Raw genomic sequence first — 21,748 nt, forward strand, 5'->3', positions numbered from 1 at the left:
GTCAGTTGTTAGATTTAGGTTGCTACTCACCTCTAACTACCTCCGACTAATGAATGAGTGTAACATAACTTTACACGTTCTCATCATACCAAACATTTATGCAAATGAGTCTGAATTTCACTGGTTTTTAAGTTTCTGCCAATAAAAACTAGCTGATTTTTTGGTTGAGAACACCATTCATCGGCGTGTAAATTATAACGGGGTCCACTAAGTTGAAAGATATGACGTAGATCACTGTCATTAAACCAAAGTATGCCTTTTGCACGAAATACTCCGGCTGGCATTTCTTCAGTCAGGAAGGTTTCAAACTTGTGGACATCAAAAGGGCGATCGCTTTGGAAGGAAATAGAGATAAAGCCATCATTATCTAAGTGATCAGAGTGATGGTGATGATGTTCGTGTTCGTTGTGATGGTGTTCATGATCATGATCATGCTCCTTGTGGGCATCCGCCTCGGCAATAGAGATATACTCTTGCTGGGGTGTTAGCTGCGTGTCCAAAATCAATGGTAAAGGAACTTCTCCATATTGAGTGGGCAGAATCTTCGCACCCACTTTCACCTCCTGGATGTAAGTTTCAACTTCTTTGATTTTTTCTGGAGTAGCAAGGTCAACTTTATTCAGGAGAATTATATCTCCATAAGTGATTTGTTTTAAAGCCGATTCACTTTGAAAATGTTCCGCATCGAAGGCTTCTACATCTACCAAAGTAATAATAGAATCAAGATTGGTTAAGTCTCTGAGTTCTGTTCCTAAAAAGGTTAAGATAATTGGTAATGGGTCAGCCACACCAGTAGTCTCAATTACGAGATAATCAATGCAGTCTTCTCTTTCTAATATGCGATAAACGGCATCAACTAAACCATCATTGATAGTACAACAAATACAACCATTGCTGAGTTCCATCATGTCTTGATCTACAGAAACCAGCAATTGGCTATCTATATTAATATCGCCAAATTCATTGACTAAAACAGCAACCTTTAAATTTTCTTTATTTTTGAGTATTTGATTGAGAAGAGTAGTTTTCCCACTTCCTAAAAACCCAGTAATTAGAGTTACTGGCATTCCTCTTTTAGGAATCTCTGGGATGATTTCGATTTGTGATGGTGTGAGAGTAGTCATATTACATCCTCTAGTACAATTTTAAATGTGTGGGTTTTTTACAAAAAAAACTTTCATAATAAAAACCCGCAAAATCGCCAAACAAAACACATAACACCCTAACTAAAAAACCCTTTAAAACCCTCTTTCCTTCTTCCAAGGGGAGACGCTACGCGAACGTTCCTCTTCTTCAAACAAAGAGAAATTCTAAATTAACTCCTTAGAAGCGATCGCCTCCTGCAAGCAATGAGAATCGTTATCATCTTAGCGCAAAAAAAAACCATTACCAAAATTACCTTTCCTTAACTCTTCCTCTCCCCTCCGCGCCTCTGCTTGACACCAAATCCTCACAAATCTGCATCCTTAAGCGATCGCCTAGCCAACTTAGTGTAAGTTTTAACAGTAACTACAGGGCATTGGGAGACTTTAAACGAACGTCGAGGGATGGTAAGACTATTTCGGGAGCATCGACCCAATGAAGCGTTAAGGAATCCTCTCTCTTTCAGGAAGAGGAGGTATGTCAAAAATCTCTCTTGCAGCACACCAAAATCCAGACCTGGGAAGGTATTTAATTACCTGAGTTTTGGCTATCATCGGCAACGACTGAACAGTGAGGAATCTGGATGAATGCAGAGATATCGGCACTTTTGGACAGGGTGCAGAAAATGGCTAACGATTTCATTATTCTGCTACCCAATATTGTGCTAGGGTTGTTTGTTTTTACAATCTTTGTGATTTTCGGGAGATCAATTAAGCGACTCGTGAAACGCTTAACCAGCCACCGCACCTATGCGCGCAATTTGGGAATGGTGCTGGGGAGGTTGGCACAAGGGACTACAGTTTTGGTGGGTTTGTTTATTTCTCTATCCATTGTCTTTCCCTCTCTCAAAGCATCGGATTTGGTGCAATTGCTGGGAATCAGTGGGGTAGCAATCGGTTTTGCTTTTCGTGATATTTTACAAAACTTTTTAGCGGGAATTTTAATCCTATTAACAGAACCGTTCCAAATCAATGACCAAATTGTGTTTAAGAACTTTGAAGGTACGGTAGAAAATATTGAAACACGGGCTACTACTATTAGAACTTACGATGGTCGGCGGATTGTGATTCCCAACTCCGAACTATTCACCAATTCGGTAACTGTGAATACCGCCTTTGAGAATCGGCGCTTAGAATATGATGTCGGCGTTGGCTACGGCGATGACCTGGACTGGACAAAGCAGTTAATGCTGGAAGCTATGCATAGTGTAGATGTTGTGTTAAAAGACCCGCCGCCTGATGTTCTGGTGATGGAACTTGCGGACAATAGTGTTAATATCCGGGCGCGATGGTGGATTCAACCACCCCGATGGTCAGATGCTTTAGATTCACGGGATCAAGTCATCTCTGCAATTAAGCAAAAGCTCTATGTGGAAAATGGCATTGATTTACCATATCCTACCAGACAAATTTTATTCCATGACCAAACCGAAGAAACAGATGGCGATCGCACTCGTCAACGAGAAGGTTGGCCATCTGGTAAAAACAAAGTCCCTAAAACACGTAGCATTGGCGGTTCACTCCAAAGATTAGCCCAATTGCAAGACCGTAATGGCAAGGTAGATGCTCACGAAACAGATCATAAATCATGAATAATGTCAAGTTATCCAAGCTATGGGATGCACTTCATACTAGCTACTGGTTTTTGCCAGGAATCCTGGCACTCAGTGCAGTAATTTTGGCATTTACAACGTTGAGCCTTGACCGCACAATTGGTTTTGATGATTGGGATTGGATCTACACAGGTGGCCCCGATGGGGCTAGAGAAGTACTATCTGCGATCGCAGGTTCAATGGTGAGTGTTGCGGCGACAGCCTTTTCCATTACAATTGTCGCCCTGCAACTAGCTTCTGCCAATTTCGGACCCAGGTTGCTGCGTAACTTTATGCGCGATACAGGCAATCAAATTGTCCTGGGTACATTCATTGCCACGTTTATTTATTCCTTGCTGGTGCTGCGTGCTATTTATGGCATGGGCTATAACTTGTTTATTCCCCATCTTTCAGTCACCGTCGCGATCGTGCTAGCGATTCTCAGCATTGCCGTCCTCATTTACTTCATTCATCACGCATCAACCATTATTCAAGCATCACAAGTTATTAAAAGTGTTAGTGAAGATTTAGACAAAGCTATTGATCGGCTATTTCCCGAAAAAATCGGCGTTAATCCACCAACCGATCAACTACATCTAGGAGAAATTCCCCCCGATTTTGAGTTACAGGCTTACCCAATTAAAGCCAATAGTAATGGTTATTTACAAGCCATTAATAATCAAAAACTCATGGAAATTGCTTGTAAATATAATCTCCTGATCCACGTTAAGTCTCGACCAGGAAAGTTTGTGATTAAGGGCAGTGAACTGGTAATGGTCTGGCCTGGTGAACGAGTCAATCGCAAACTTAACCATAGACTACAAAAAACATTTATTTTAGGAAGGGAACGTACTGAACAGCAGGATGTGGAGTTTCCTCTGCAACAGTTAGTAGAAATTGCTCTGCGGGCTATTTCTCCTGGAATTAACGATCCTTTCACTGCGATTCGGTGTATTGACCGTCTGAGTGCTGCACTGTGCCATCTAGTACAAAGACAGTTTCCCTCACCCTACCGCTACGATGATCACAACCAATTGCGGGTGATTGTCAAACCAGTAACCTTTGAGGGCATAGTCGATCAAGCTTTTAACCAAATTCGGCAGTACAGCAGGTCTGATGCAGCTGTGACGATTCATTTACTCAAAGCGATCGCGTTAATTGCCACTTACACCCACAATCCCCAATATCACCAAGTTCTCAAGCGTCATGCTGACATGATCGAGCGGGGTAGCCATGAAGGGTTGCCAGAATCACAAGACCGCCAGGATGTCCAGGATAAATATCACAGCGTTATCCAAGCCTTGGAGCAAAACCATAAAATAGAAATGTTGCGGTGATGAAGCTACTAACCCCCGAATTTGATTCGGGGGATATATTTGTTTGATTGTGAACAAATATGCGGGTATTGAATAGTCGCTGGCGGGGAGGGGTTGGTTGTGGGTTTATCCTACAAAGGCCGCAGTTGTCACCTTTTCGGGTCTTTGGTGAGGAGGACGCATTTCTAAGCCCAACAAATTCAGCATTTCTTTGTCAGCATCATAATCAGGACAGGGAGTAGTGACTGTGAGCATTTTATTATCATCACTGGAAAAAATAGAATTTGCCCCAGCCATAAAACATAAAGCTTGTTCGACTTGGGATAGTTTCGCCCTCCCAGCACTCAGGCGCACGTCAGAGTTTGGCATCACGATTCTGGCTGTGGCGATCATGCGTACTATTTCCCAAATGGGTACATCTGGTTGGTTTTCTAGGGGTGTACCAGGGACTTGAGACAGAATATTAATCGGGACAGACTCTGGATGAGGTTGTAAATTTGATAGAGTTTCTAACATCCCCACACGATCTTCGACACTTTCACCTAAACCAAGAATACCGCCAGAACATACAGTGACATTTGTCTGTCGGACATTATCAATTGTATTCAGGCGATCGCCATAAGTTCTCGTGGTAATAATCGTATTATAATATTCCTGGGAAGTATCCAAGTTATGGTTATAAGCATATAGTCCAGCTGCTTCTAAGCGCTTCGCCTGATTGGTCGTCAGCATTCCCAGAGTACAGCAAACTTCTAAACCCATTTCAGTGACTTCTTTCACCATTTCTAGGACTGTCTCAAATTGAGAATTATCCCGCACTTCCCGCCAAGCCGCACCCATACAAACGCGACTTACACCCGTTGCTTTCGCTTTTTGGGCAATGTTAATTACTGTTTCCTTCTCTAACAGTGCTTGGGGCTTGACCTCTGTTTGATAACGGGAAGATTGGGCGCAGTAACCGCAATCTTCGGGACAAGCACCTGTTTTAATTGAGATTAGCTTACAAACTTGTATTTTCGTTGAATCATGATATTGGCGATGCACGCTAGCAGCTTGATAAATCAGCTCTAGGAATGGCGTGTTATATATCGCTTGAATCTCTGCTTTTTGCCAATTGTAGCGTATTCCCACCGACATCACTATCCTTCTTATAAACTGGATTGATCAAGAACCATATTTTTTTGGCTCTTTTAAATATTAGACATCAGCTTACCAAGATTTTGGTAATTTGGCAGATTCATTGTAAAAATTATTACTTTTATGAAAACAGAACTACCACTTATTACGAGCGATCGCCTGACATTAAGAATTGCTATTCAAAAAGATATACCGCAAATAGTTAAATATTTCCAGGATAATAAAAATTATTTTACACCATTTTATCCGATTTTACTTGATCAGTTGTTTACAGAAGAGTATTGGCAATATCAAATTGAAAATAATGTCTTGGAGTTCATCCATGACCAATCATTAAAGCTGTTTATTTTTCCTCAGAAAAAATCTACGAAAGTTATTGGCACAATAAATTTTACTAACTTTATCCGAGGCGCAGCAAATTTTTGCTATGTGGGGTATGCTCTGGCGGAATCTGAGCAAGGTCAAGGATATATGACAGAAGCCTTAAAAGTTGCGACTAATTATGTATTTGAAGAATTAAATTTTCATCGCATTATGGCTAATTATATGCCTCATAATCGGCGCAGTGGGAATGTCTTAAAAAGGCTTGGTTTTGTAGTGGAAGGATACGCAAGAGATTATTTATTAATTAATGGACAATGGGAAGATCATATTCTCACAAGTTTAATCAATCCTGATTGGAAACCAGAGGAATATTAAATATAGAACCTCACCCCCAACCCCTCTCCTTGTAAAGGAGAAGGGAGAACTAAGCAGCCGGGAGTCCAAAGTAATTTCCAATCCCCCTGCTCCCCTGCTTCTTTTTCAATCTGGCCTCAAGTCGTTAGATAATTCGATAATTCCCCTAGATCCATCCATTCGTACCCGTTGCCCATCTTGTAGTACCCAGGTAGCATTATGAACATCCATAATAGCGGGAATACCGTACTCACGAGCGATGATTGCACCATGAGAAAGTCGTCCACCAGCCTCAGCAATTAAGCCGCCAGCCCTGACTAACAGAGGGGCCCAGCCGGAATCTGTGTAAGGTACGACCAAAATCATCTCGCGGTTAATTTCTGGTAAATCTTGTAAATTTCTGACTATCTTGATTCGTCCTTCAGCTTGGCCGTGACTGGCGGGAATACCCTGTAATACTTGGTCTGAGTATAGAAGAGAAGGGGGTAAGGGATGAGGTGGTGTATGTCCGTAAACTAAAAGCGGGATTTGATTAAACTGACTATCTTGGTCGAATTGCGATCGCCTCAATTGTACTATTTTAGATAAATCTTTCCTGAGTTCAAAATCATCACCAGCGACTAAACGCCGCACTTCATCCAATTCTAGAAAAAAGATATCCCCAGTTTCCTTGAGTAAACCGGATTTTAACCAGATTTGTTCTAAAGCTACAAATCGCCAGCGCAATTCAGCCAATAGGCGAGAATACAGTTCGGTAACTCGTCCTTTAATATCTACCCGTCGCTGTACTACCCCTCGTTTGCGCTTGGCTGATAAAACTCGATTCACAGAATCTCCACTATCTGTATCTGGTCGATTTTGTAATAACTGCACGAACAATTGCTTAATGGGTTGGGGATTTTCCTTCCAAGTAGGAACAGCAATATTTGTCCCCACATCACTTAAATAACCGTAATCTTCCAGCAATTCGTTAAATTCATAGAGAATTTTATCTCCTTCTGGGGTTTGTGCCAATTGTTCAAAGACTTGATTCGGTTCACAATCAGGTAATATTTGTTTCGCATCTGCGGCTAAAGTAGTGAGCGATCGCAATGCTGCTACTTCTGGAGCTACACTGTTGTCAATCTCCCCATCTTTGACGCGAAAAACTGCCTGTCTCAAGGCTGCACTTAAAGGGGCTAAAATGCTGTAATATGTGCCACTGCGAAGCAATTCCAGAATCAAATCTATTCTTTCTAATAGCTGGTTCGCTGTCAGTTCTTCGATAGATTCATTTGCTAATTGTGACAAACCGGGAATAAATTTTTGACTATAGTCCCGCTTGAAATCCTTTTCTAAGCTGAGTTCTTGCTTCAGCAACCGCATTAATCCTGGCAAATTATCAAAAGTAGACTTTAATGGCGGTTTGCTCATCTTCGCGCCTCTGGTTAAAAATTCCAGACTTTCCGGTGGTAAGCCCATCCGTATAAAAATCTGTCCTAAGAGGGATGCGTTAAAATAAGCTCTGGAGTAATGCAGTGTGGCAGTCTCGGTAAAATCTAATCCCAAGGCGCGATCGCCTAAAACCAAAGTAAAAATATCTCCCCAAACACCACAAGTCAAGGGGCGATTAATTGACCATGTTAAGGGTTGAATTACGCCAGGAATCACTTCGGCAGCGATTTTCCTTGTCCAGATAGGTAACAGGGTCGTAATGGGTCGAGATTGCAAAACCCAGAGATTCTGACTGTCATAAGTCCACTCAATATCTTGGGGTAAGCCGTTATATTGTTTTTCTAGTCGCCGGACTAAGTACACTACTTGTTTAATTAATGCTTGTGGTACTTGCCCACTTCCCTCCAACTGCACCGAGGAAATATTCTCGGTTTCGACTACAAAGGCGCGATATTGTTCTGGTGTAACTTTGCCAGAAACAACTTGAGTGGGGCTACCTGGTAAAGCTTCAATCACAATTGCATCACCTTGTTGGGTAATGGGATCACGACTGAACGCTACGCCAGAATAGACACTCTGGATTTGTTGTTGTACTAGTACAGCCATTGCCGTATCTGGTAAACCGCGATCGCGTCGATATTGGACAGCCGCAGGATGATTGTAAGAAGCTTGAACTTGAGCGATCGCCGCTTGTAATTGCTCTTTGCTAGTAACATTCAGAATTGTTGTGTACTGTCCCGCCGCCGAAGCTTGTTCTGAGTCTTCCCCAATTGCCGAGGAACGCACTACTAAAGGCGATAAATCCGAAGGCTGAAGCATTGCAACCAACTCTTCAGGATCATCAACCGGGGAAATTACCCATCCTTTCGGCACTGGATAGCCCCAGCGCTTAATTTGAGATAACGTTGCAGCTTTTTGTCCGACTACAGCAGCATCTAACTCGTCATCTAAACAGAAAATCGGGCGATTACCGCGTAAATATGCAAAACTTGCTTGTGAATCCGTATCGGCTTCTTCGACTGGCAAATTTAAATCATCGGGAATTTTGGTATAAATCCATCCCAATAGTCCAGCTAGGACAACAGCTGCCATAATTTTGGGGAAATTGCCCACATTCAGAAGTAACACAAACAAAGGAAATACAAATAAAACTCCGAATTTTACCAATTGCCGAGATTGCAGAACTGTAAAAGTGATAATTGCCAACAAACTTGTGAATATTGCCACAAGGGGGTCGTGAACGATAAATCCCCAAACAACATTGGTTGTACCTGCCCCTCTACCTACCCCATATCTACCTAATACCAAGGTAATGAGGGCAATTAATTCCCAAGCCGATCCTTCGGGAAAAAACACACGCGCCAGCAATACTGCGGCAATTCCTTTGATCGCTTCTGACAAAACAGCCAGAATACCTACCCATGTGCCACCTTGATAAAAAGCGGCTGAAACACTGATGTTTTTAGTGCCAATTTGTGATAATTGCCTGCCTTTGAGGGCGTAAGTAATCCAAGCAATAATTGGTAACGCGCCCAATACTGGACAGACAATTAAAATAACTAAGACTCCCCAAAGTTCAATCATTATAAATTTTAGATTTTAGATTTATTTTCCCTCTAAAATCTCAAATCTGAAATTTTTTGCTCTTGGTTGATGGACACTTGGCTGCGGTAGGAACCGTTGTTGCAAGTGTCCTCTACAATTGCTGATTACTTAGTTTAGCGCATACGCAGCTTGCAACGCCCAAAGAATCAAGGCAGCAATCGATCCCAAAAGCAGCACAGTAGAGATGGTAACAACTTTGGGGGAATCTGCGCCCTTAAATTTCATAATTCCGCGATTTAAATCGGACATAGCTTGTAAACCTCCTTTGTTACAGTGCTAATTTGTCCGTTTTGATTGTAGTCTTTCTATTTGCTGATCAAGCTAAATTACAGATAATATTTTGTTTAAGCTTTGCAACAATATTTTTAAACGCAAAGGAGCGCGGAGGTTCACGCAAAGGTACGCAAAGGTTTTTTTAAGTTCGACACGTAAGTACCTCGGAACCGATTAAACTATGTTATACCAATTTTTTATGTGTCAAAGTTTTATCGGAGGGTGTTTATAGGTGAAGTTAGCATTAATAATATTTTTGGCGGCTGTGGGGTTATGTGTGGTGGTTGAGGTGGGATTGCGATCGCTCTTTGGTTTTGGTAATCCACTGCTTTATCTTGGTGATCCGCAAATTGGTTATTTATTAGCCCCAAATCAACGCACTCGCCGTTTTGGTAATCGCATTCAAATTAATCAATATTCTATGCGAAGTGCGCCTATAGAAGAGATACCCGCAGCTTCTACTCTCCGGGTGTTAATTATTGGTGATTCTATTGCTAATGGTGGCTGGTGGACAGACCAGGATAATACAATATCCAATTTGATTACTCGTTCTTTACAAGAAAAAAATATTAGTAATTTCCAGGGTGTAGAAGTGTTAAATGCTTCTGCGAACTCTTGGGGACCGAGAAACGAATTAGCCTATTTACAACGATTTGGTAGTTTTAAGGCTCAAGTGTTGGTGTTATTAATTAATACTGATGATTTATTTGGCACTGCACCAACTTCTCTACCTGTGGGACGCGATCGCAATTACCCAGACAAGAAACCTCCCCTAGCATTAGCGGAAGTATGGCAAAGGTATATTATTAAACCAAAACCCATTCCCGAAATGAACGCGGTGCAGAAAGAAACGGGGGATATAGTGGGGGTTAATTTAGAAGCTATTAGCCAAATCCAAGAATTCACTCGTCAAAACAATAGCGAATTTTTGCTGCTGATGACTCCTTTATTACGAGAAATTGGTGAACCAGGCCCCCGTGACTACGAAATTAAAACCCGTCAAAGACTGATGGATTTCACCCAGGCGCAGCAAATTACCTATATAGATTTTTTACCGTTACTCAACGCACATCCAGATCCAAAAGCCTTATATCAAGACCATATCCACTTCAATTTGCAGGGTAATCAGTTTATCAGTCAAGTTATAGAGCGATCGCTTCTTTTGGTATTGAATGCTGAAAATGAGACGCGATAAATCGCGTCTGTACAAGAAAGTTGCTCCGCGAAGAAAGGTAAGTATTTTTTCTTTCTTAGCACTCGGTGTCCGGGCGGGTTTACTAAAAATTTCAACGAACCACAGACTAACTCTTGAACCCGCCCCTACCTACTCAGCACTCAGCACTCCCCACTCAGCACTCAGCACTCTTAAAGAGCATCCATAAACTGCTGAACTTTTTGCAAGTGTTGCTGAGATTCGATGGCTTTGGCTAAATCTTGAGCATTGTGGTAGTAAGATAGCGCTAACTTTTTGCGTTTAGTCTTGGCGTAAAAGTTACCCATATTTAGCAGCGTGGAAATTTCTCCCAGACAATCACCAATTTCTTGATAAACAGCGATCGCTTGCTCATAATATTTCATCGCCTGACGGTTATTCCCCAAGATACCGTAGGTAAAACCAATGTTATGTAGGGTTGTACCTTCACCAGCGCGATCCTTGATCGCCCGGCGTGTCAACAAAACTTGAGAGTAAAGTAACAGTGCTTTTTTCGGCTCTCCTAAATCTCCATAGATAGAAGCAATATTATTTAAGGTAGTAGCTTCGCCCATGACGTTCTTGACAGCTTTTTGAATTGGGAGCGCTGCTTGTAGAAATTCTAAAGCTTGCTCATAATTGCCTAAAGCGCTGTAAGCATAACCAATACCATTGAGGGTAGTTGCTTCACCAGAAAAATCTCCTAATGAGCGACGCATCGCCAAAATTTGGTACTGTAGCAACAGCGCTCGCTTGGGTTTGCCCAGCTTACTATAAATTAGTGCTACATCATTGAGAGTAGAAACTTCGCCGGGAATATCTTGTAAATCCCTGAAGATTCGTAATGCTTGGTCAAAATACTCCAGCGATCGCGTCAAACGCCCCAAACGGCTGTAAGTAGAACCAAGATTGCTGAGTGCGATCGCTTCGGCTCGCTTGTTACTAAGTTCTACAGCTACCAAACGGGCTTGCTGAAAACACTCTAATGCTTGTAGAGGTTGGCAACAACTCAGATGAGCTAAACCAATATCATTCAACGTATGACCTTCTCTGGCTCGGTCTGGAATCGCTCTGGCTAACTGTAAATTCTCACTAGCAAAATTGAGATATTCTTGAAACTGCCCCTGTTTGTAGTAGCGGCTGGCTTCGTCTCGGCGTTGTTCCCACTCTTGGACTTGATTAAAAGCTTGCGTCATCTGACCCCGGTTACACTCTGCGATGAATTGGCAAGTGATTTTGAGAATCACCCTTTTGGAGGATTCCCAAGTTTGAGTTAATTGTTATATTCTACCTCTAGAGATAAAAAGTAAATAGAGTTTCAATAAAAAAATATATCTATAGATAGTTTTCGGTTAATTTTATAGCAACCGTCCAGGACGTTAGACCACAATGTAGAGACGTTCCAGGCAACTTCCCTACATTGTGGTCTAATTCACCTAAAACTCCTGTAATCTGCGAAAAAGGAAGATTTTAGCACTAGGTACTGTTTTCAAACCCAAAATTAGACGTAAATGTAGGTTGGGTTGAGGTTTTGGGAAACCCAACTTTACCCCATATTTGGTTTGCTGCGTTGGGTTGCGCTGCGCTTAACCCAACCTACTTCTAGACTTTGAAAACACGCCCTAGCTGAAAATGGTTCAATCAGCTACCTCATTAACTGGGAATCGATCAATTAATTGCATCGCCCGATAAGCATTACGCTGGAAATCTTTCGATAAATGAGGAACGTGGGGTATTTGAGACAATAAATCCAAGGTGCGGCGTAAAATTCTCACTACATCGCCTTCATCCAAGGTTGTATTTTCACAGAGTTCTGTCCACGGTGTTCCCAGCGCCCACTTTTCGACTATGGCAATTAATTCAAATTCCAACCAGATAGGCAGAGCGACATTATACCGCCGTTGCAGTTGAAAAACTTTGCGGCGAATATTCCGCAGTTTTGCCAGGGCTTCTACTACTTCGTTACTGAGTTCAAAGTGTACCCTACTATCTGGACGAGGGGTTTCGATGACTAAGGCTGCTGCTGCTGCTGCTAAATGGTGCGGATCTAAATGTTCCAATTCACCACTGGCGAAAACTAAACCCAGCCATAATTCATTTTCTCCCCGAATGGCGGCGGCAATTCGCCCTAATTGGGTGGGGACTAAATTATCTAAAGCATCAAAGTGTTGCAATATGGAAATTAAATTGACAAATTCTTCCCAATGGCGTTGTGAATGTTCCTCAACTTGTGATTGTAGTTGTTCAAGTTCGGCTTCTAATTCTACATAACGCGCCCGGCGTTTGAAAATCTTGCTAACATTGCCTGATTGATGGATAGGATTTGCGTCTAATTGCTCTTGGACGGCGGTAACGCGACTGAGTTGTTCGGCAACTTCTGGAGGCATATATAATGAGCCTTCTCCAGCTTCAGGAATGCGTTGAGCGATCGCAAATGTTTCTTCACTCCCGCGCAATGATTGACCTGGTTGTAACAGCAAGTTTGGAGGTGGTATGATATGCGCTGGCACATCTACCCGTGGCAATTCAGCATACAAATCGACAACATCCTTCGTTGTCACCACATACCACCGATTATCTTGCCCCAAGCATATCAAATACGGAGCTTCCCCATTACCAGGGATTTTTCCGACTAATACTCCTGTTATGGGTATAGATACGGCGATGTTTTTACCTTTGAGACTCAACAGAGTTCCTGCAACTGCAAAGCTCAACATCATCACAAATTCTTCTTGCCGGTTGTCCTGCGCTTGTTCTTGTAGGGTTGATAATAACTGGCGTTCTACTTTCAAGCGTTGCCGTAATTTCTCATAAACTGCTAGTTCATGTTCATTAACTGTGGCTATTTGTGCTTCCAGTTGGGCTAATTGGGTTTGCAGTTCCGTCATCTCTTCATATTCTGGTCTTAAATGCAGAGTTGCCATGTACTGCCCAAAACTGCGTTCTATTAGTTCCTTTGCTTGCTCTAAAGTATGGATTTGCAGCAGGTTCAGTACCATACCATAGCTTGGTGTAAACTGACTCACCAAGGGGTCTGGTTTAGATGTCGCTAAATATGCTGCTTCCTTCGAGCCTTCAAAGGGGGTTTGGACTGTCACCACATGACCTTGTAAATCCATCCCTCGCCGACCAGCCCGCCCAGCCATCTGGAGGAATTCCGAAGCGTTTAATAAGCGATGTCCAGAGTCAGTCCGTTTGGAAAGTGTGGAAATTACAGTTGTCCGGGCTGGCATATTAATTCCCGCCGCTAGTGTCTCAGTAGCGAAAACAACTTTAATTAGCCCTTGCTGAAATAATTCTTCTACTAGTCCTTTCCACGCAGGTAAAATGCCGGCATGGTGAGCAGCAATACCTCTGTACAGGGGCGCAATTTGCCCAGAACGTCCAGCTTCAGGATTACGAGCTAAAAAATCATCAATTTGTTCGCGTAATATTTGCGACTCATTATTATTTACCAGCCATAAATCCCCAACTTCTGCAACTGCTTTATCACATCCCCGGCGACTGAAGATAAAGTAAATTGCTGGCAGCATATCCCGTTGTTGTAGCTGGCTGAGGGTGTAAGCTATGCCAGGGGCTTCTGGTCTACCATTTCTACCTCTGTCTCCTTGCTTCCTTTTACCTCTGTTTGCCAGACGGGGATTAATTTTGGTTTTGCTTTCATTCAGCAGGGGAAACAGCCCTTTGGGATTGCAATAGTAAAATTCTAAGGGAACGGGACGAAAATCCGAATAAATCAGGTCTGTGGGACCGTGAACACGATTGAGCCAGTCGGTGAGTTGGTCGCTGTTAGCAACAGTTGCGGAAAGGGCTGCCAGTTGAACTTCACGAGGACAGTAGATAATAGATTCTTCCCAAACTGTCCCACGTTGGCGGTCATTCATGTAGTGGCACTCATCTAGCACCACTGCCTCAACGTCTACTAAGGAGATGCCGACTTGCCCAATGGGTGTGCCATAGAGCATATTCCGGAAGATTTCTGTAGTCATTACCAGAATTGGCGCATCCCTGTTAATGGAGATATCTCCAGTTAACAATCCCACCAGGTCGTACCCAAATTTCTCACGAAAATCGCGTAACTTCTGATTTGACAATGCCTTGAGGGGAGTAGTGTAAAACACACGTTTCCCTCGTGATAAGGCTCTATAGATGGCATATTCCCCAACTAAAGTTTTGCCCGAACCTGTGGGCGCACAAACGACTACGGAGCGTCCAGAATTTAGGGACGCGATCGCATCTTGTTGGAACTGATCCAATTCAAAGGGAAATATCAACCCTAAGTCAAGTTCTGGAGATGGTGCGGGATAATTCACTCAATCAAATTTGCAACCGGACTTTTTACTATATTAACGGCTATTTTGTCAACTTCGTTATTCATTAGTCATTGGTCATTGGTCATTAGTCATTGAAAGTTAAAATTTCCCCCCTGCTCCCTGCTCCCTGCTCCCCTACCTCTTCTGCTCCCTGCCCCCTGCCTCTTATTTCCCCAATTCTTGCGATCGCAGTGTCGCCGCTTTAACTGCTTCAATTAAAGCAGAGCGAAATCCTGCCTTTTCTAATTGGGCAATCCCAGCAATGGTTGTACCACCGGGACTGGTAACACGGTCTTTGAGTTCTGCCGGGTGAATTTTGTTGTCTTGTAACAGTTTCGCTGTTCCTAAGACAGTTTGCAGGGCTAGTTGATTGGCGATACCTCTGGGTAATCCTGCTGCTACTCCCCCGTCAGCCAGTGATTCTACCATCAAGGCTACATAAGCTGGTCCACTACCAGATAGTCCCGTGACTGCATCCATGAGCATTTCTGAAACTTCTACAACTTCACCCACAGCCGAAAAAACTTGATGTGCTATTTTCTGATGCTTGGGGTTGGTATATGCACCTAAACACATAGCGGTAACTCCTGCCCCCACTGTGGCTGGGGTGTTGGGCATGGCTCTAATTACTGGTATCTGGGGAAATGCTGCTTCTAGTTGGCTTAAAGATACTCCAGCTAAAATAGAAATTACTAAAGGCGATATTTGGAGCGTCAGAACGTCTGCTAATTCTTGAGCGATCGCACTGAATACTTGTGGTTTTATTGCCAAAAATACTACTTCACTGGCTTCTGTGAAAACACGACCATTATCTCTAGTTACAGTTACATTATATTTTTGCTGCAAATAGCTTTGGCGTGTCGGTAGGGGTTCACTAACTATCACTTCCGATGGAAGATAAATTTCCCGCGCCATCAGCCGGGATAACAGCGCTTCTCCCATGACTCCGCCACCAATCAAGCCAAATTTAATACTCATTAATTTATATAGTCAATAGTCAATGAGAGCAGGTTTAACCCATTAATCTATGGTACGATACCATATTTCATTAAACCCGCCCGTACAATCGTCAAAAATTTTGGCTTCTGAACTTTTGACGCGTTAAGGAATCCTCTCTCCTTTAAGAATAGGAGGTATGTCAATAATTTAAAGTTACTGCACCATGCGGTTAACGTCGTTGCCCCAGGCTTGATTGGAACTACTCGCGGGACGTGAAGGACGAACGGGTGTTTGTGGTACTTCATGAATAACTCCACCTTGGGTGCTAACCTGCACACAACTGGGCGTAAACAAAAAGATGCTTTCTCCAATTCGTTCTTGATGTCCATCGAGTGCGTAAGTCCCACCAGCGACAAAATCAACTGCTCGTTGCGCTTGATCTGGGTCCATAATGGTCAAGTTCAAAACAACTGACTTCCGCTCTCTGAGTGCTTGAATTGCCTGGGGCATTTCTTCAAATGTACGTGGCTCAAGTACTAACACTTCTGAAATCCCGTTAATTGCTCCTGGCATATTAATCACGTTTCCCATCGTAGACTTTGATCCTGCGGCCACATCATCACCCATTGTAGTCATGGGTTCCCGCCAGCGTCGATTTTGGGCAGTAGATTCTGCTGGTGCTGGTTGGGGATTTTGTTCTTGATACAGGTTTTGGTAGTTAGCAGCATCTGTATCCGCTTCTTCTTCGTAGTATTCGTATTCCACTTGCTCATTCAGACCTACAAAGTCTCGAAGTTTACTAAATATGTTGTTCATTGTTATGCTCCTGATAAAAGTTACCCTAATTGCTTTGGTTATTAGTTAATTTAACCAGACTTGATTGCTACAAAGCTGAGATAACTTAGTGATTTTATCGCTGTTTGTAGCTTGTATTACAACTAGGGTTAATGAATTGACGTTTTGGGTAACGCCTGTAGATTAACTCACACGCAATAATGAGTCAAGATTATAGCCTAATGATTGTTTGGAAGAAAGATGACTTTCTCCCTCATTTTTCTTAGTGTTTACCTAAGTACATACTGAAGCTATAGTATTATGTTACAACAATATTTTAAAAAATAGCTCTGTATTTCATGTTTGCTCACCTGACATCAGGTTTCATATATTTGAACCACATCTGTCGTAGGGGCGCAAGGCCTTGCGCCTCTACCGTGTGGTCTATTTACCTGAAAATACCTGTAATGTCAGAATTAAAAATTAGATCATACCTTGGCTAAAACACAATAAAGGTCGAGTCATTAGTACCAATGACTAATGACTAAATCGGCGGGAGATTATACCGGACACCCGCAGAAAGAAGAGGATTTCAGCCGATTTTTGGGTGTCTCATCGCCTAAGTGCGCTGACCAAATAAAATCGTTCCTAATCTTACCATCGTTGATCCAGCTGGCACTGCCAGTTGGTAGTCTCCTGACATACCCATTGAGAGTTCTTGCATTTTCAAGTGAGACCAGTTTTGCTTCTGGATTTCTTTGGCTAAGTTAGAAGTAGCATTAAATACATCAATTGTTTGGGTTTCATTTAAGCCTAAAGGTGGAATTGTCATCAAACCCTGAATTTGTAAATCTTTACACTGGTTGAGAGCAAGTAAGTCAGCTAAGAGTTCTGGGACACTCCAACCGGACTTATTGGGGTCAGGGAGAATTTTCACTTGTAGACAAACTTGAGGACTGACTCCTAGCTCTTGCGCCAATTGATTTAAGCGCTGCGCCAGTTTCAAATTGTCCACGGAGTGAATCCAATCAAATAATTCAATGGCTTTTTTAGCTTTATTGCTTTGCAACCGTCCAATAAAGTGCCAGGTAATATCCGGTAAGTCTTGTAACTCGGCTTGTTTACTGGCAGCTTCTTGGATGCGGTTCTCGCCAAAATCGCGAATTCCGGCGTTGTAAGCAGCTCGAATGTCCTCAGCCGGAAATGTTTTGCTCACAGCAATCAACCGGACTGAAGGTGGTAGTGAAGCCCAAATAGTGGTAATACGTTGGCTCAGGGAACTGGTCATTGGAATGTGCGTTGGAAAACACTCTGAAGTAGCTCGTACTCCTGGGATTGACCACTGCGGCGTAGAGTACGCAAGCGATTTTCTAACAACATTCTGGCTTCAGTGCGTCCTATGGACTGAAATTTGATCCCTTTAATGTCGTTGGCAACCAAAAAAAACAACCGTTGGGCATAAAGTGTACTAAATAGATCCTGCTGATCATCGACCATGCAGATCCGATAAAGCAAACCCCAAGTTGGATGATTTATGTAAGTTTCTGAGTTTTCTGAATTCATTTAATAGCCAAGGTAGGAGTATATATCTTTTCGCAGATCAGTACAAATGTTCAGAAGATAATACACCCCTTTTTTGCCAGAATATTTGGTTAGCTGATGGGAAAATCAATGATTCTGGCCGTTTAATGGCAGCGATCCCTTGATCTTATTTTAGATGGGCAGATGAACCAAGCAGTAGCGACGCAGAACGGCACAAGAGATCATAAAGGCAATTACTTATGTCTGTTGGCTCTGGCTTCTTTCCATATTGCCATAATTATCGCTCTGTGGAGCAAAATGGGCAAGAGGATGATGAGTTAAACCAAATTTCCTAAAACTAGTCTAGCACCCCAGAATAGTGTGAGCATAGCGATCGCTAGCCAATCTCTGGCTTGGAGGCGTAATTCGTGCCATTTGACTTGATGTTCATTGGGGCTAGTGAAGCCGCGTACCATCATCGCACTAGCCATTTGTTCAGCGCGTAAGAGGAGATTTTTTAACAGTCTCTCCGCAACTGTCATCCAAACTTTGACTGCTCCTTTTAACCCCAGTTTTTTCCAATTAATTGCCCTAGTCATCACAGAGCGAATTAAATTTTGTACTTCTTCTAGAACTAGGGGGATAAATCGCAAGGACAAAGTTAAAGTCAGAGTAATTTCAGTTACGGGGACTTTGAAGCGTTGCAGTGGCTGCATTAAGCTTTCTATAGCGGTGGTGATTTCTTCGGGTGCAGTTGTGAGCAAATACAGGTTGCTGCTGTAAATCACCGTAAATATAATCGTACTGACTCTGATGGCTAAATCAATTGAGCGACGAGTTACTTTAACTGGCCCTTTATGGAAGAGAATGTAGCTGTAGCCTTGATTGTCGCCTGTTGCTGCTGGAACAATATCAGTATTCTTGGCGTTTGCTGGCTGAGTTAATATTTGTTCATTAGTGGGTAGGCGTGGCTGATATTGTACACCCAAACCATCAGGACTGATACTGATGAGTAGGAAAACAAACAGCGCTAGTGTTAACAGCCAGCCCATTTGTTGTTTCCACACTCGCCGGGGTATTTGAGCTACTACAGTAAAAATAATTAATAATGCCACCAGTAGTATCCGCCACTCGTTATTAGCAAAGGAGTAGCTAGTTAGAAAGCTCATCAACCAAGCTATTTTGACCCGTGGATCGAGTTTGTGTAGCCAAGTTTGCGGCTGTTCTAAGTATAGTCCTAGTGGTAGCGATCGCAATAAATCCATATTTTTTCTGAGTGCTGCGTAAGGAGAAGAAACCGCAACTATATGCGTAAGCGTTGATATTTAACGATCTGCCTAAGCAAAATATTAACGTACTAATAATATAAACAAATAGTGCGTTAGCTTACTCAGCACTCCCCATTCCTGTACGGGCGGGTTTACTAAGGATTTCGATGCACCACAGACTCATTGCTTAAACCCGCCCCTACCCACTCAGCACTCAGCACTTATTTAACGCGAGTTGCTCTATTGACATTACCAACTTCCATTTCCCGCACCTTTTTACTGCGCCAAAGTAAACGCATGGGTGTGCCTTTAAACCCTAATTGTTTGCGGAATTGCCTTTCAATATAGCGACGGTAGTTGTCATTAAAGCGCTTGGCTTCGTTGACGAATAGGGCGATGGTTGGGGGTTGGATACCCACTTGAGTCCCATAGTAGATTTTGCCCTGACGACCGCCCCTAGAAGCTGGCGGTGAATGCCAACTCACAGCGTCTGTGAGAACTTCGTTAATTACAGACGTACTCACACGGCGTTTGTGTGATTCAGCTGCTTCATTCACTAAGTCTAAAATCTTGTCTACCCGTTGTCCTGTGGAGGCACTGACAAAAATGGTTTCTGCCCATTCTGTAAAGTGTAATCGGGCTTCTATTGTTTTTTCGTAGTCGTAAATGGTATAGGAGTCTTTTTCGATCGCATCCCATTTGTTGACGACGATAATACAAGCTCGACCTTCATCAATAATCCGCCCGGCTAATTTTTGGTCTTGGTCTGTGACTCCATCTAAGGCATCAATCACCATTAAAACCACATCGGCGCGGCGAATCGCTTTGAAAGCACGGTTAATACTAAAGAATTCTGTACCGTAATCTATTTGTTTTTTTCTGCGAATACCTGCGGTGTCAATTAAGCGATAAACTTGCTCGTTCCGTGAAATTACGGTATCAATAGCATCGCGTGTTGTCCCAGAAATTGGGCTAACAATTGACCTTTCTTCGCCCACAAAAGAATTTAATAAACTAGATTTGCCGACATTGGGGCGGCCGATAATCGCTACTTTGATCTCGTTATCTTCTTCTACTTCTGTAACGATGGGGATGTGACTAATTAACTCGTCGAGTAATTCGCCTGTACCACTACCATGAATTGCGGAAATGGGGTAAGGTTCGCCCAAGCCTAATCCCCAAAATTCCGAGGCTTGAATTGCGCCTTGGTCTGGGGATTCACATTTGTTTACAGCCAGTAAAACAGGTACTGGTTGTTGGCGTAACCATGTAGCAATTTCTTGATCAGACCCTGTGAGGCCAGTTTGACCGTCTACAACCAAAATAGCGGCGCTGGCTTGTGTAAGGGCTGTGAGTGCCTGTTGGCGAATCAATGGCAGGAATTCGGTATCGTCGTTAAAGACTAAACCGCCTGTGTCTACAACTAGAAAATCGCGATCGCGCCAGTAAGATGGCATATAAGTGCGATCGCGTGTCACACCCGGTTCGTCGTGGACAATCGCCGTTTGTTCCCCGGCGAGACGATTAACCAGGGTGGATTTGCCCACATTCGGGCGACCGATAATAGCAACAATTGGCAGTCCCATAAAACCAGGGTGAGTGAGAGAGATAGTATATCACCTATATCTATTTATTTTAACTACTTTAATCCTTTATTTAATTATTCAACCCTGATGCAGAATTTAATCGCGCATCTTATATTCATATTCACCGAGATAAATGAATTACTTCCCCGCATATCAGGCGGATTGTGATCACAAAGCGTTTATTTTTCAGATATTCTATAACCAAATTAGCCTGTTAAAAAATTTCTAAATCAGCTTATGAGCCGTTCAGCCCTCTATCAGCCTTTGTTGTTGCGACTTCTGCATGGCATCAGTGGAATTTTAGTAATTACGGCAATCATTACCGGATTTTTAGTTTACAACACATTCGATCAAAGATTTGGCAAAATCCCCATTCCCAAAATCGATCCAATTCAGGATATTCACGGAACTGTGGGTTTATTCTTTTTACTGTTATTACCAGCTTTCGCACTTTATAGCTTTCATGCTGGAGAAAAGCGCCTATTACAACCAGACTTTATCCAAAAACTCACACAGGTTGGTAAACCAATTTGGTGGGTGAGTCTGCAACGTATTGTTAATACTCTAATGCTGATTGCTTCGGTTTTGGCGGTGATATCTGGCAGAATGATGAAGGAAGAATGGCTACCTATAGGTGAACTTGATCACTTGTGGTATTATTTCCATCTCATCGCTTGGGTGATTATGGTTTGTTGTTTAGCCATTCATGTTTTGATGTCTGCTAAGGTGGGTGGTGCGCCATTGTTACTATCAATGTTGTCAGGGAAATTCCGCCCAGGAGATAGTCCGAAAAACTGGTATGGTCGTTTGCGTAGTTGGTTGAGTAATTTTTCCCAGAATTTTACTGGTGGAATTAATCAGTTAATACAGAGTAATTCTTCCCTGAGAATTATTGAGGTTTTTGTGTTGCTGGGAATTATCACGGCTTTTGTGTTACCACTGTTTTTCTCCGGTGGTGAATAAGTCCATAAAGATAAG

The 21,748-nt window shown here is 42.7% G+C and carries 17 protein-coding genes; 5 read left to right on the forward strand and 12 right to left on the reverse strand.

Annotation, left to right across the window (positions count from 1 at the left end; all coding sequences use genetic code 11):
- Nucleotides 1–83: 83 nt before the first annotated feature.
- Complete coding sequence (locus ACM0OW_RS02085) at nucleotides 84–1,124, reverse strand: CobW family GTP-binding protein (RefSeq protein WP_414548362.1); 1,041 nt, start codon at nucleotides 1,122–1,124, stop codon at nucleotides 84–86.
- A gap of 602 nt (nucleotides 1,125–1,726) precedes the next feature.
- Here ACM0OW_RS02085 and ACM0OW_RS02090 point away from each other — a divergent pair.
- Together ACM0OW_RS02090 and ACM0OW_RS02095 are read left to right on the forward strand one after the other, a co-directional pair.
- Nucleotides 1,727–2,734, forward strand: coding sequence for a mechanosensitive ion channel family protein (locus ACM0OW_RS02090; protein WP_414548363.1), 1,008 nt, complete (start codon nucleotides 1,727–1,729; stop codon nucleotides 2,732–2,734).
- Nucleotides 2,731–4,071 carry a DUF2254 domain-containing protein gene (locus ACM0OW_RS02095; RefSeq protein WP_414548364.1) on the forward strand — a complete coding sequence of 447 codons (1,341 nt, stop codon included), beginning with the start codon at nucleotides 2,731–2,733 and terminating at the stop codon, nucleotides 4,069–4,071. The genes ACM0OW_RS02090 and ACM0OW_RS02095 overlap by 4 nt, the downstream gene beginning before the upstream one ends.
- A gap of 105 nt (nucleotides 4,072–4,176) precedes the next feature.
- Here ACM0OW_RS02095 and bioB read toward each other — a convergent pair whose 3' ends face one another.
- Nucleotides 4,177–5,187: a biotin synthase BioB gene (gene bioB, locus ACM0OW_RS02100; protein ID WP_414548365.1), complete on the reverse strand. Its 1,011-nt coding sequence runs from the start codon at nucleotides 5,185–5,187 to the stop codon at nucleotides 4,177–4,179.
- Nucleotides 5,188–5,310: 123 nt separating this feature from the next.
- Between bioB and ACM0OW_RS02105 the strand changes: the two genes are divergently transcribed.
- Nucleotides 5,311–5,886, forward strand: a complete 576-nt coding sequence (locus tag ACM0OW_RS02105) for a GNAT family N-acetyltransferase (protein WP_414548366.1) — start codon at nucleotides 5,311–5,313, stop codon at nucleotides 5,884–5,886.
- A 105-nt stretch (nucleotides 5,887–5,991) separates the two neighbouring features.
- Here ACM0OW_RS02105 and ACM0OW_RS02110 read toward each other — a convergent pair whose 3' ends face one another.
- On the reverse strand, nucleotides 5,992–8,883 hold the full coding sequence (locus tag ACM0OW_RS02110; protein ID WP_414548367.1) for a glycerol-3-phosphate acyltransferase: 2,892 nt from the start codon (nucleotides 8,881–8,883) through the stop codon (nucleotides 5,992–5,994).
- A gap of 129 nt (nucleotides 8,884–9,012) precedes the next feature.
- Nucleotides 9,013–9,153: a hypothetical protein gene (locus ACM0OW_RS02115; protein ID WP_006198081.1), complete on the reverse strand. Its 141-nt coding sequence runs from the start codon at nucleotides 9,151–9,153 to the stop codon at nucleotides 9,013–9,015.
- A 256-nt stretch (nucleotides 9,154–9,409) separates the two neighbouring features.
- On the opposite strand from ACM0OW_RS02115, the gene ACM0OW_RS02120 reads away from it, so the two are divergent.
- Nucleotides 9,410–10,372, forward strand: a complete 963-nt coding sequence (locus ACM0OW_RS02120) for an SGNH/GDSL hydrolase family protein (RefSeq protein ID WP_414548368.1) — start codon at nucleotides 9,410–9,412, stop codon at nucleotides 10,370–10,372.
- 170 nt (nucleotides 10,373–10,542) lie between these two features.
- Here ACM0OW_RS02120 and ACM0OW_RS02125 read toward each other — a convergent pair whose 3' ends face one another.
- The 8 genes from ACM0OW_RS02125 to der form a co-directional block, all read right to left on the reverse strand.
- The gene (locus ACM0OW_RS02125; protein ID WP_414548369.1) at nucleotides 10,543–11,565 is read right to left on the reverse strand and encodes a tetratricopeptide repeat protein; all 1,023 of its coding nucleotides are present in this window, start codon (nucleotides 11,563–11,565) and stop codon (nucleotides 10,543–10,545) included.
- 441 nt (nucleotides 11,566–12,006) lie between these two features.
- A complete protein-coding gene (locus tag ACM0OW_RS02130) occupies nucleotides 12,007–14,682 on the reverse strand; it encodes a DEAD/DEAH box helicase (RefSeq protein ID WP_414548370.1) in 2,676 nt (891 codons plus the stop codon).
- Between the two features lie 165 nt (nucleotides 14,683–14,847).
- Complete coding sequence (proC, locus tag ACM0OW_RS02135; protein WP_414548371.1) at nucleotides 14,848–15,660, reverse strand: pyrroline-5-carboxylate reductase; 813 nt, start codon at nucleotides 15,658–15,660, stop codon at nucleotides 14,848–14,850.
- 174 nt (nucleotides 15,661–15,834) lie between these two features.
- Nucleotides 15,835–16,437 carry a cell division protein SepF gene (locus tag ACM0OW_RS02140; RefSeq protein ID WP_414548372.1) on the reverse strand — a complete coding sequence of 201 codons (603 nt, stop codon included), beginning with the start codon at nucleotides 16,435–16,437 and terminating at the stop codon, nucleotides 15,835–15,837.
- A gap of 577 nt (nucleotides 16,438–17,014) precedes the next feature.
- Nucleotides 17,015–17,683: a YggS family pyridoxal phosphate-dependent enzyme gene (locus tag ACM0OW_RS02145; protein WP_414548373.1), complete on the reverse strand. Its 669-nt coding sequence runs from the start codon at nucleotides 17,681–17,683 to the stop codon at nucleotides 17,015–17,017.
- A complete protein-coding gene (pipX, locus tag ACM0OW_RS02150) occupies nucleotides 17,680–17,958 on the reverse strand; it encodes a transcriptional coactivator PipX (RefSeq protein WP_414548374.1) in 279 nt (92 codons plus the stop codon). The genes ACM0OW_RS02145 and pipX overlap by 4 nt, the downstream gene beginning before the upstream one ends.
- Before the next feature lie 296 nt (nucleotides 17,959–18,254).
- Nucleotides 18,255–19,181 (reverse strand): energy-coupling factor transporter transmembrane component T family protein, encoded by a 927-nt coding sequence (locus ACM0OW_RS02155; protein WP_414548375.1) that lies wholly within the window; start codon nucleotides 19,179–19,181, stop codon nucleotides 18,255–18,257.
- A gap of 224 nt (nucleotides 19,182–19,405) precedes the next feature.
- Nucleotides 19,406–20,770: a ribosome biogenesis GTPase Der gene (gene der, locus ACM0OW_RS02160; RefSeq protein WP_414548376.1), complete on the reverse strand. Its 1,365-nt coding sequence runs from the start codon at nucleotides 20,768–20,770 to the stop codon at nucleotides 19,406–19,408.
- A 237-nt stretch (nucleotides 20,771–21,007) separates the two neighbouring features.
- On the opposite strand from der, the gene ACM0OW_RS02165 reads away from it, so the two are divergent.
- The gene (locus tag ACM0OW_RS02165; protein WP_414548377.1) at nucleotides 21,008–21,733 is read left to right on the forward strand and encodes a cytochrome b/b6 domain-containing protein; all 726 of its coding nucleotides are present in this window, start codon (nucleotides 21,008–21,010) and stop codon (nucleotides 21,731–21,733) included.
- Nucleotides 21,734–21,748 lie beyond the last annotated feature (15 nt).

The sequence above is a fragment of the Anabaena sp. CCY 0017 genome (assembly GCF_963920885.1).
GTDB lineage: Bacteria > Cyanobacteriota > Cyanobacteriia > Cyanobacteriales > Nostocaceae > Nodularia.

Coding starts and splice junctions, on each gene's coding strand:
- ACM0OW_RS02085 (WP_414548362.1), bottom strand. CDS start 1,124: ATGACTACTCTCACACCATCACAAATCGAAATCATCCCAGAGATTCCT.
- ACM0OW_RS02090 (WP_414548363.1), top strand. CDS start 1,727: ATGAATGCAGAGATATCGGCACTTTTGGACAGGGTGCAGAAAATGGCT.
- ACM0OW_RS02095 (WP_414548364.1), top strand. CDS start 2,731: ATGAATAATGTCAAGTTATCCAAGCTATGGGATGCACTTCATACTAGC.
- bioB (WP_414548365.1), bottom strand. CDS start 5,187: ATGTCGGTGGGAATACGCTACAATTGGCAAAAAGCAGAGATTCAAGCG.
- ACM0OW_RS02105 (WP_414548366.1), top strand. CDS start 5,311: ATGAAAACAGAACTACCACTTATTACGAGCGATCGCCTGACATTAAGA.
- ACM0OW_RS02110 (WP_414548367.1), bottom strand. CDS start 8,883: ATGATTGAACTTTGGGGAGTCTTAGTTATTTTAATTGTCTGTCCAGTA.
- ACM0OW_RS02115 (WP_006198081.1), bottom strand. CDS start 9,153: ATGTCCGATTTAAATCGCGGAATTATGAAATTTAAGGGCGCAGATTCC.
- ACM0OW_RS02125 (WP_414548369.1), bottom strand. CDS start 11,565: ATGACGCAAGCTTTTAATCAAGTCCAAGAGTGGGAACAACGCCGAGAC.
- proC (WP_414548371.1), bottom strand. CDS start 15,660: ATGAGTATTAAATTTGGCTTGATTGGTGGCGGAGTCATGGGAGAAGCG.
- ACM0OW_RS02140 (WP_414548372.1), bottom strand. CDS start 16,437: ATGAACAACATATTTAGTAAACTTCGAGACTTTGTAGGTCTGAATGAG.
- ACM0OW_RS02145 (WP_414548373.1), bottom strand. CDS start 17,683: ATGACCAGTTCCCTGAGCCAACGTATTACCACTATTTGGGCTTCACTA.
- pipX (WP_414548374.1), bottom strand. CDS start 17,958: ATGAATTCAGAAAACTCAGAAACTTACATAAATCATCCAACTTGGGGT.
- ACM0OW_RS02155 (WP_414548375.1), bottom strand. CDS start 19,181: ATGGATTTATTGCGATCGCTACCACTAGGACTATACTTAGAACAGCCG.
- der (WP_414548376.1), bottom strand. CDS start 20,770: ATGGGACTGCCAATTGTTGCTATTATCGGTCGCCCGAATGTGGGCAAA.
- ACM0OW_RS02165 (WP_414548377.1), top strand. CDS start 21,008: ATGAGCCGTTCAGCCCTCTATCAGCCTTTGTTGTTGCGACTTCTGCAT.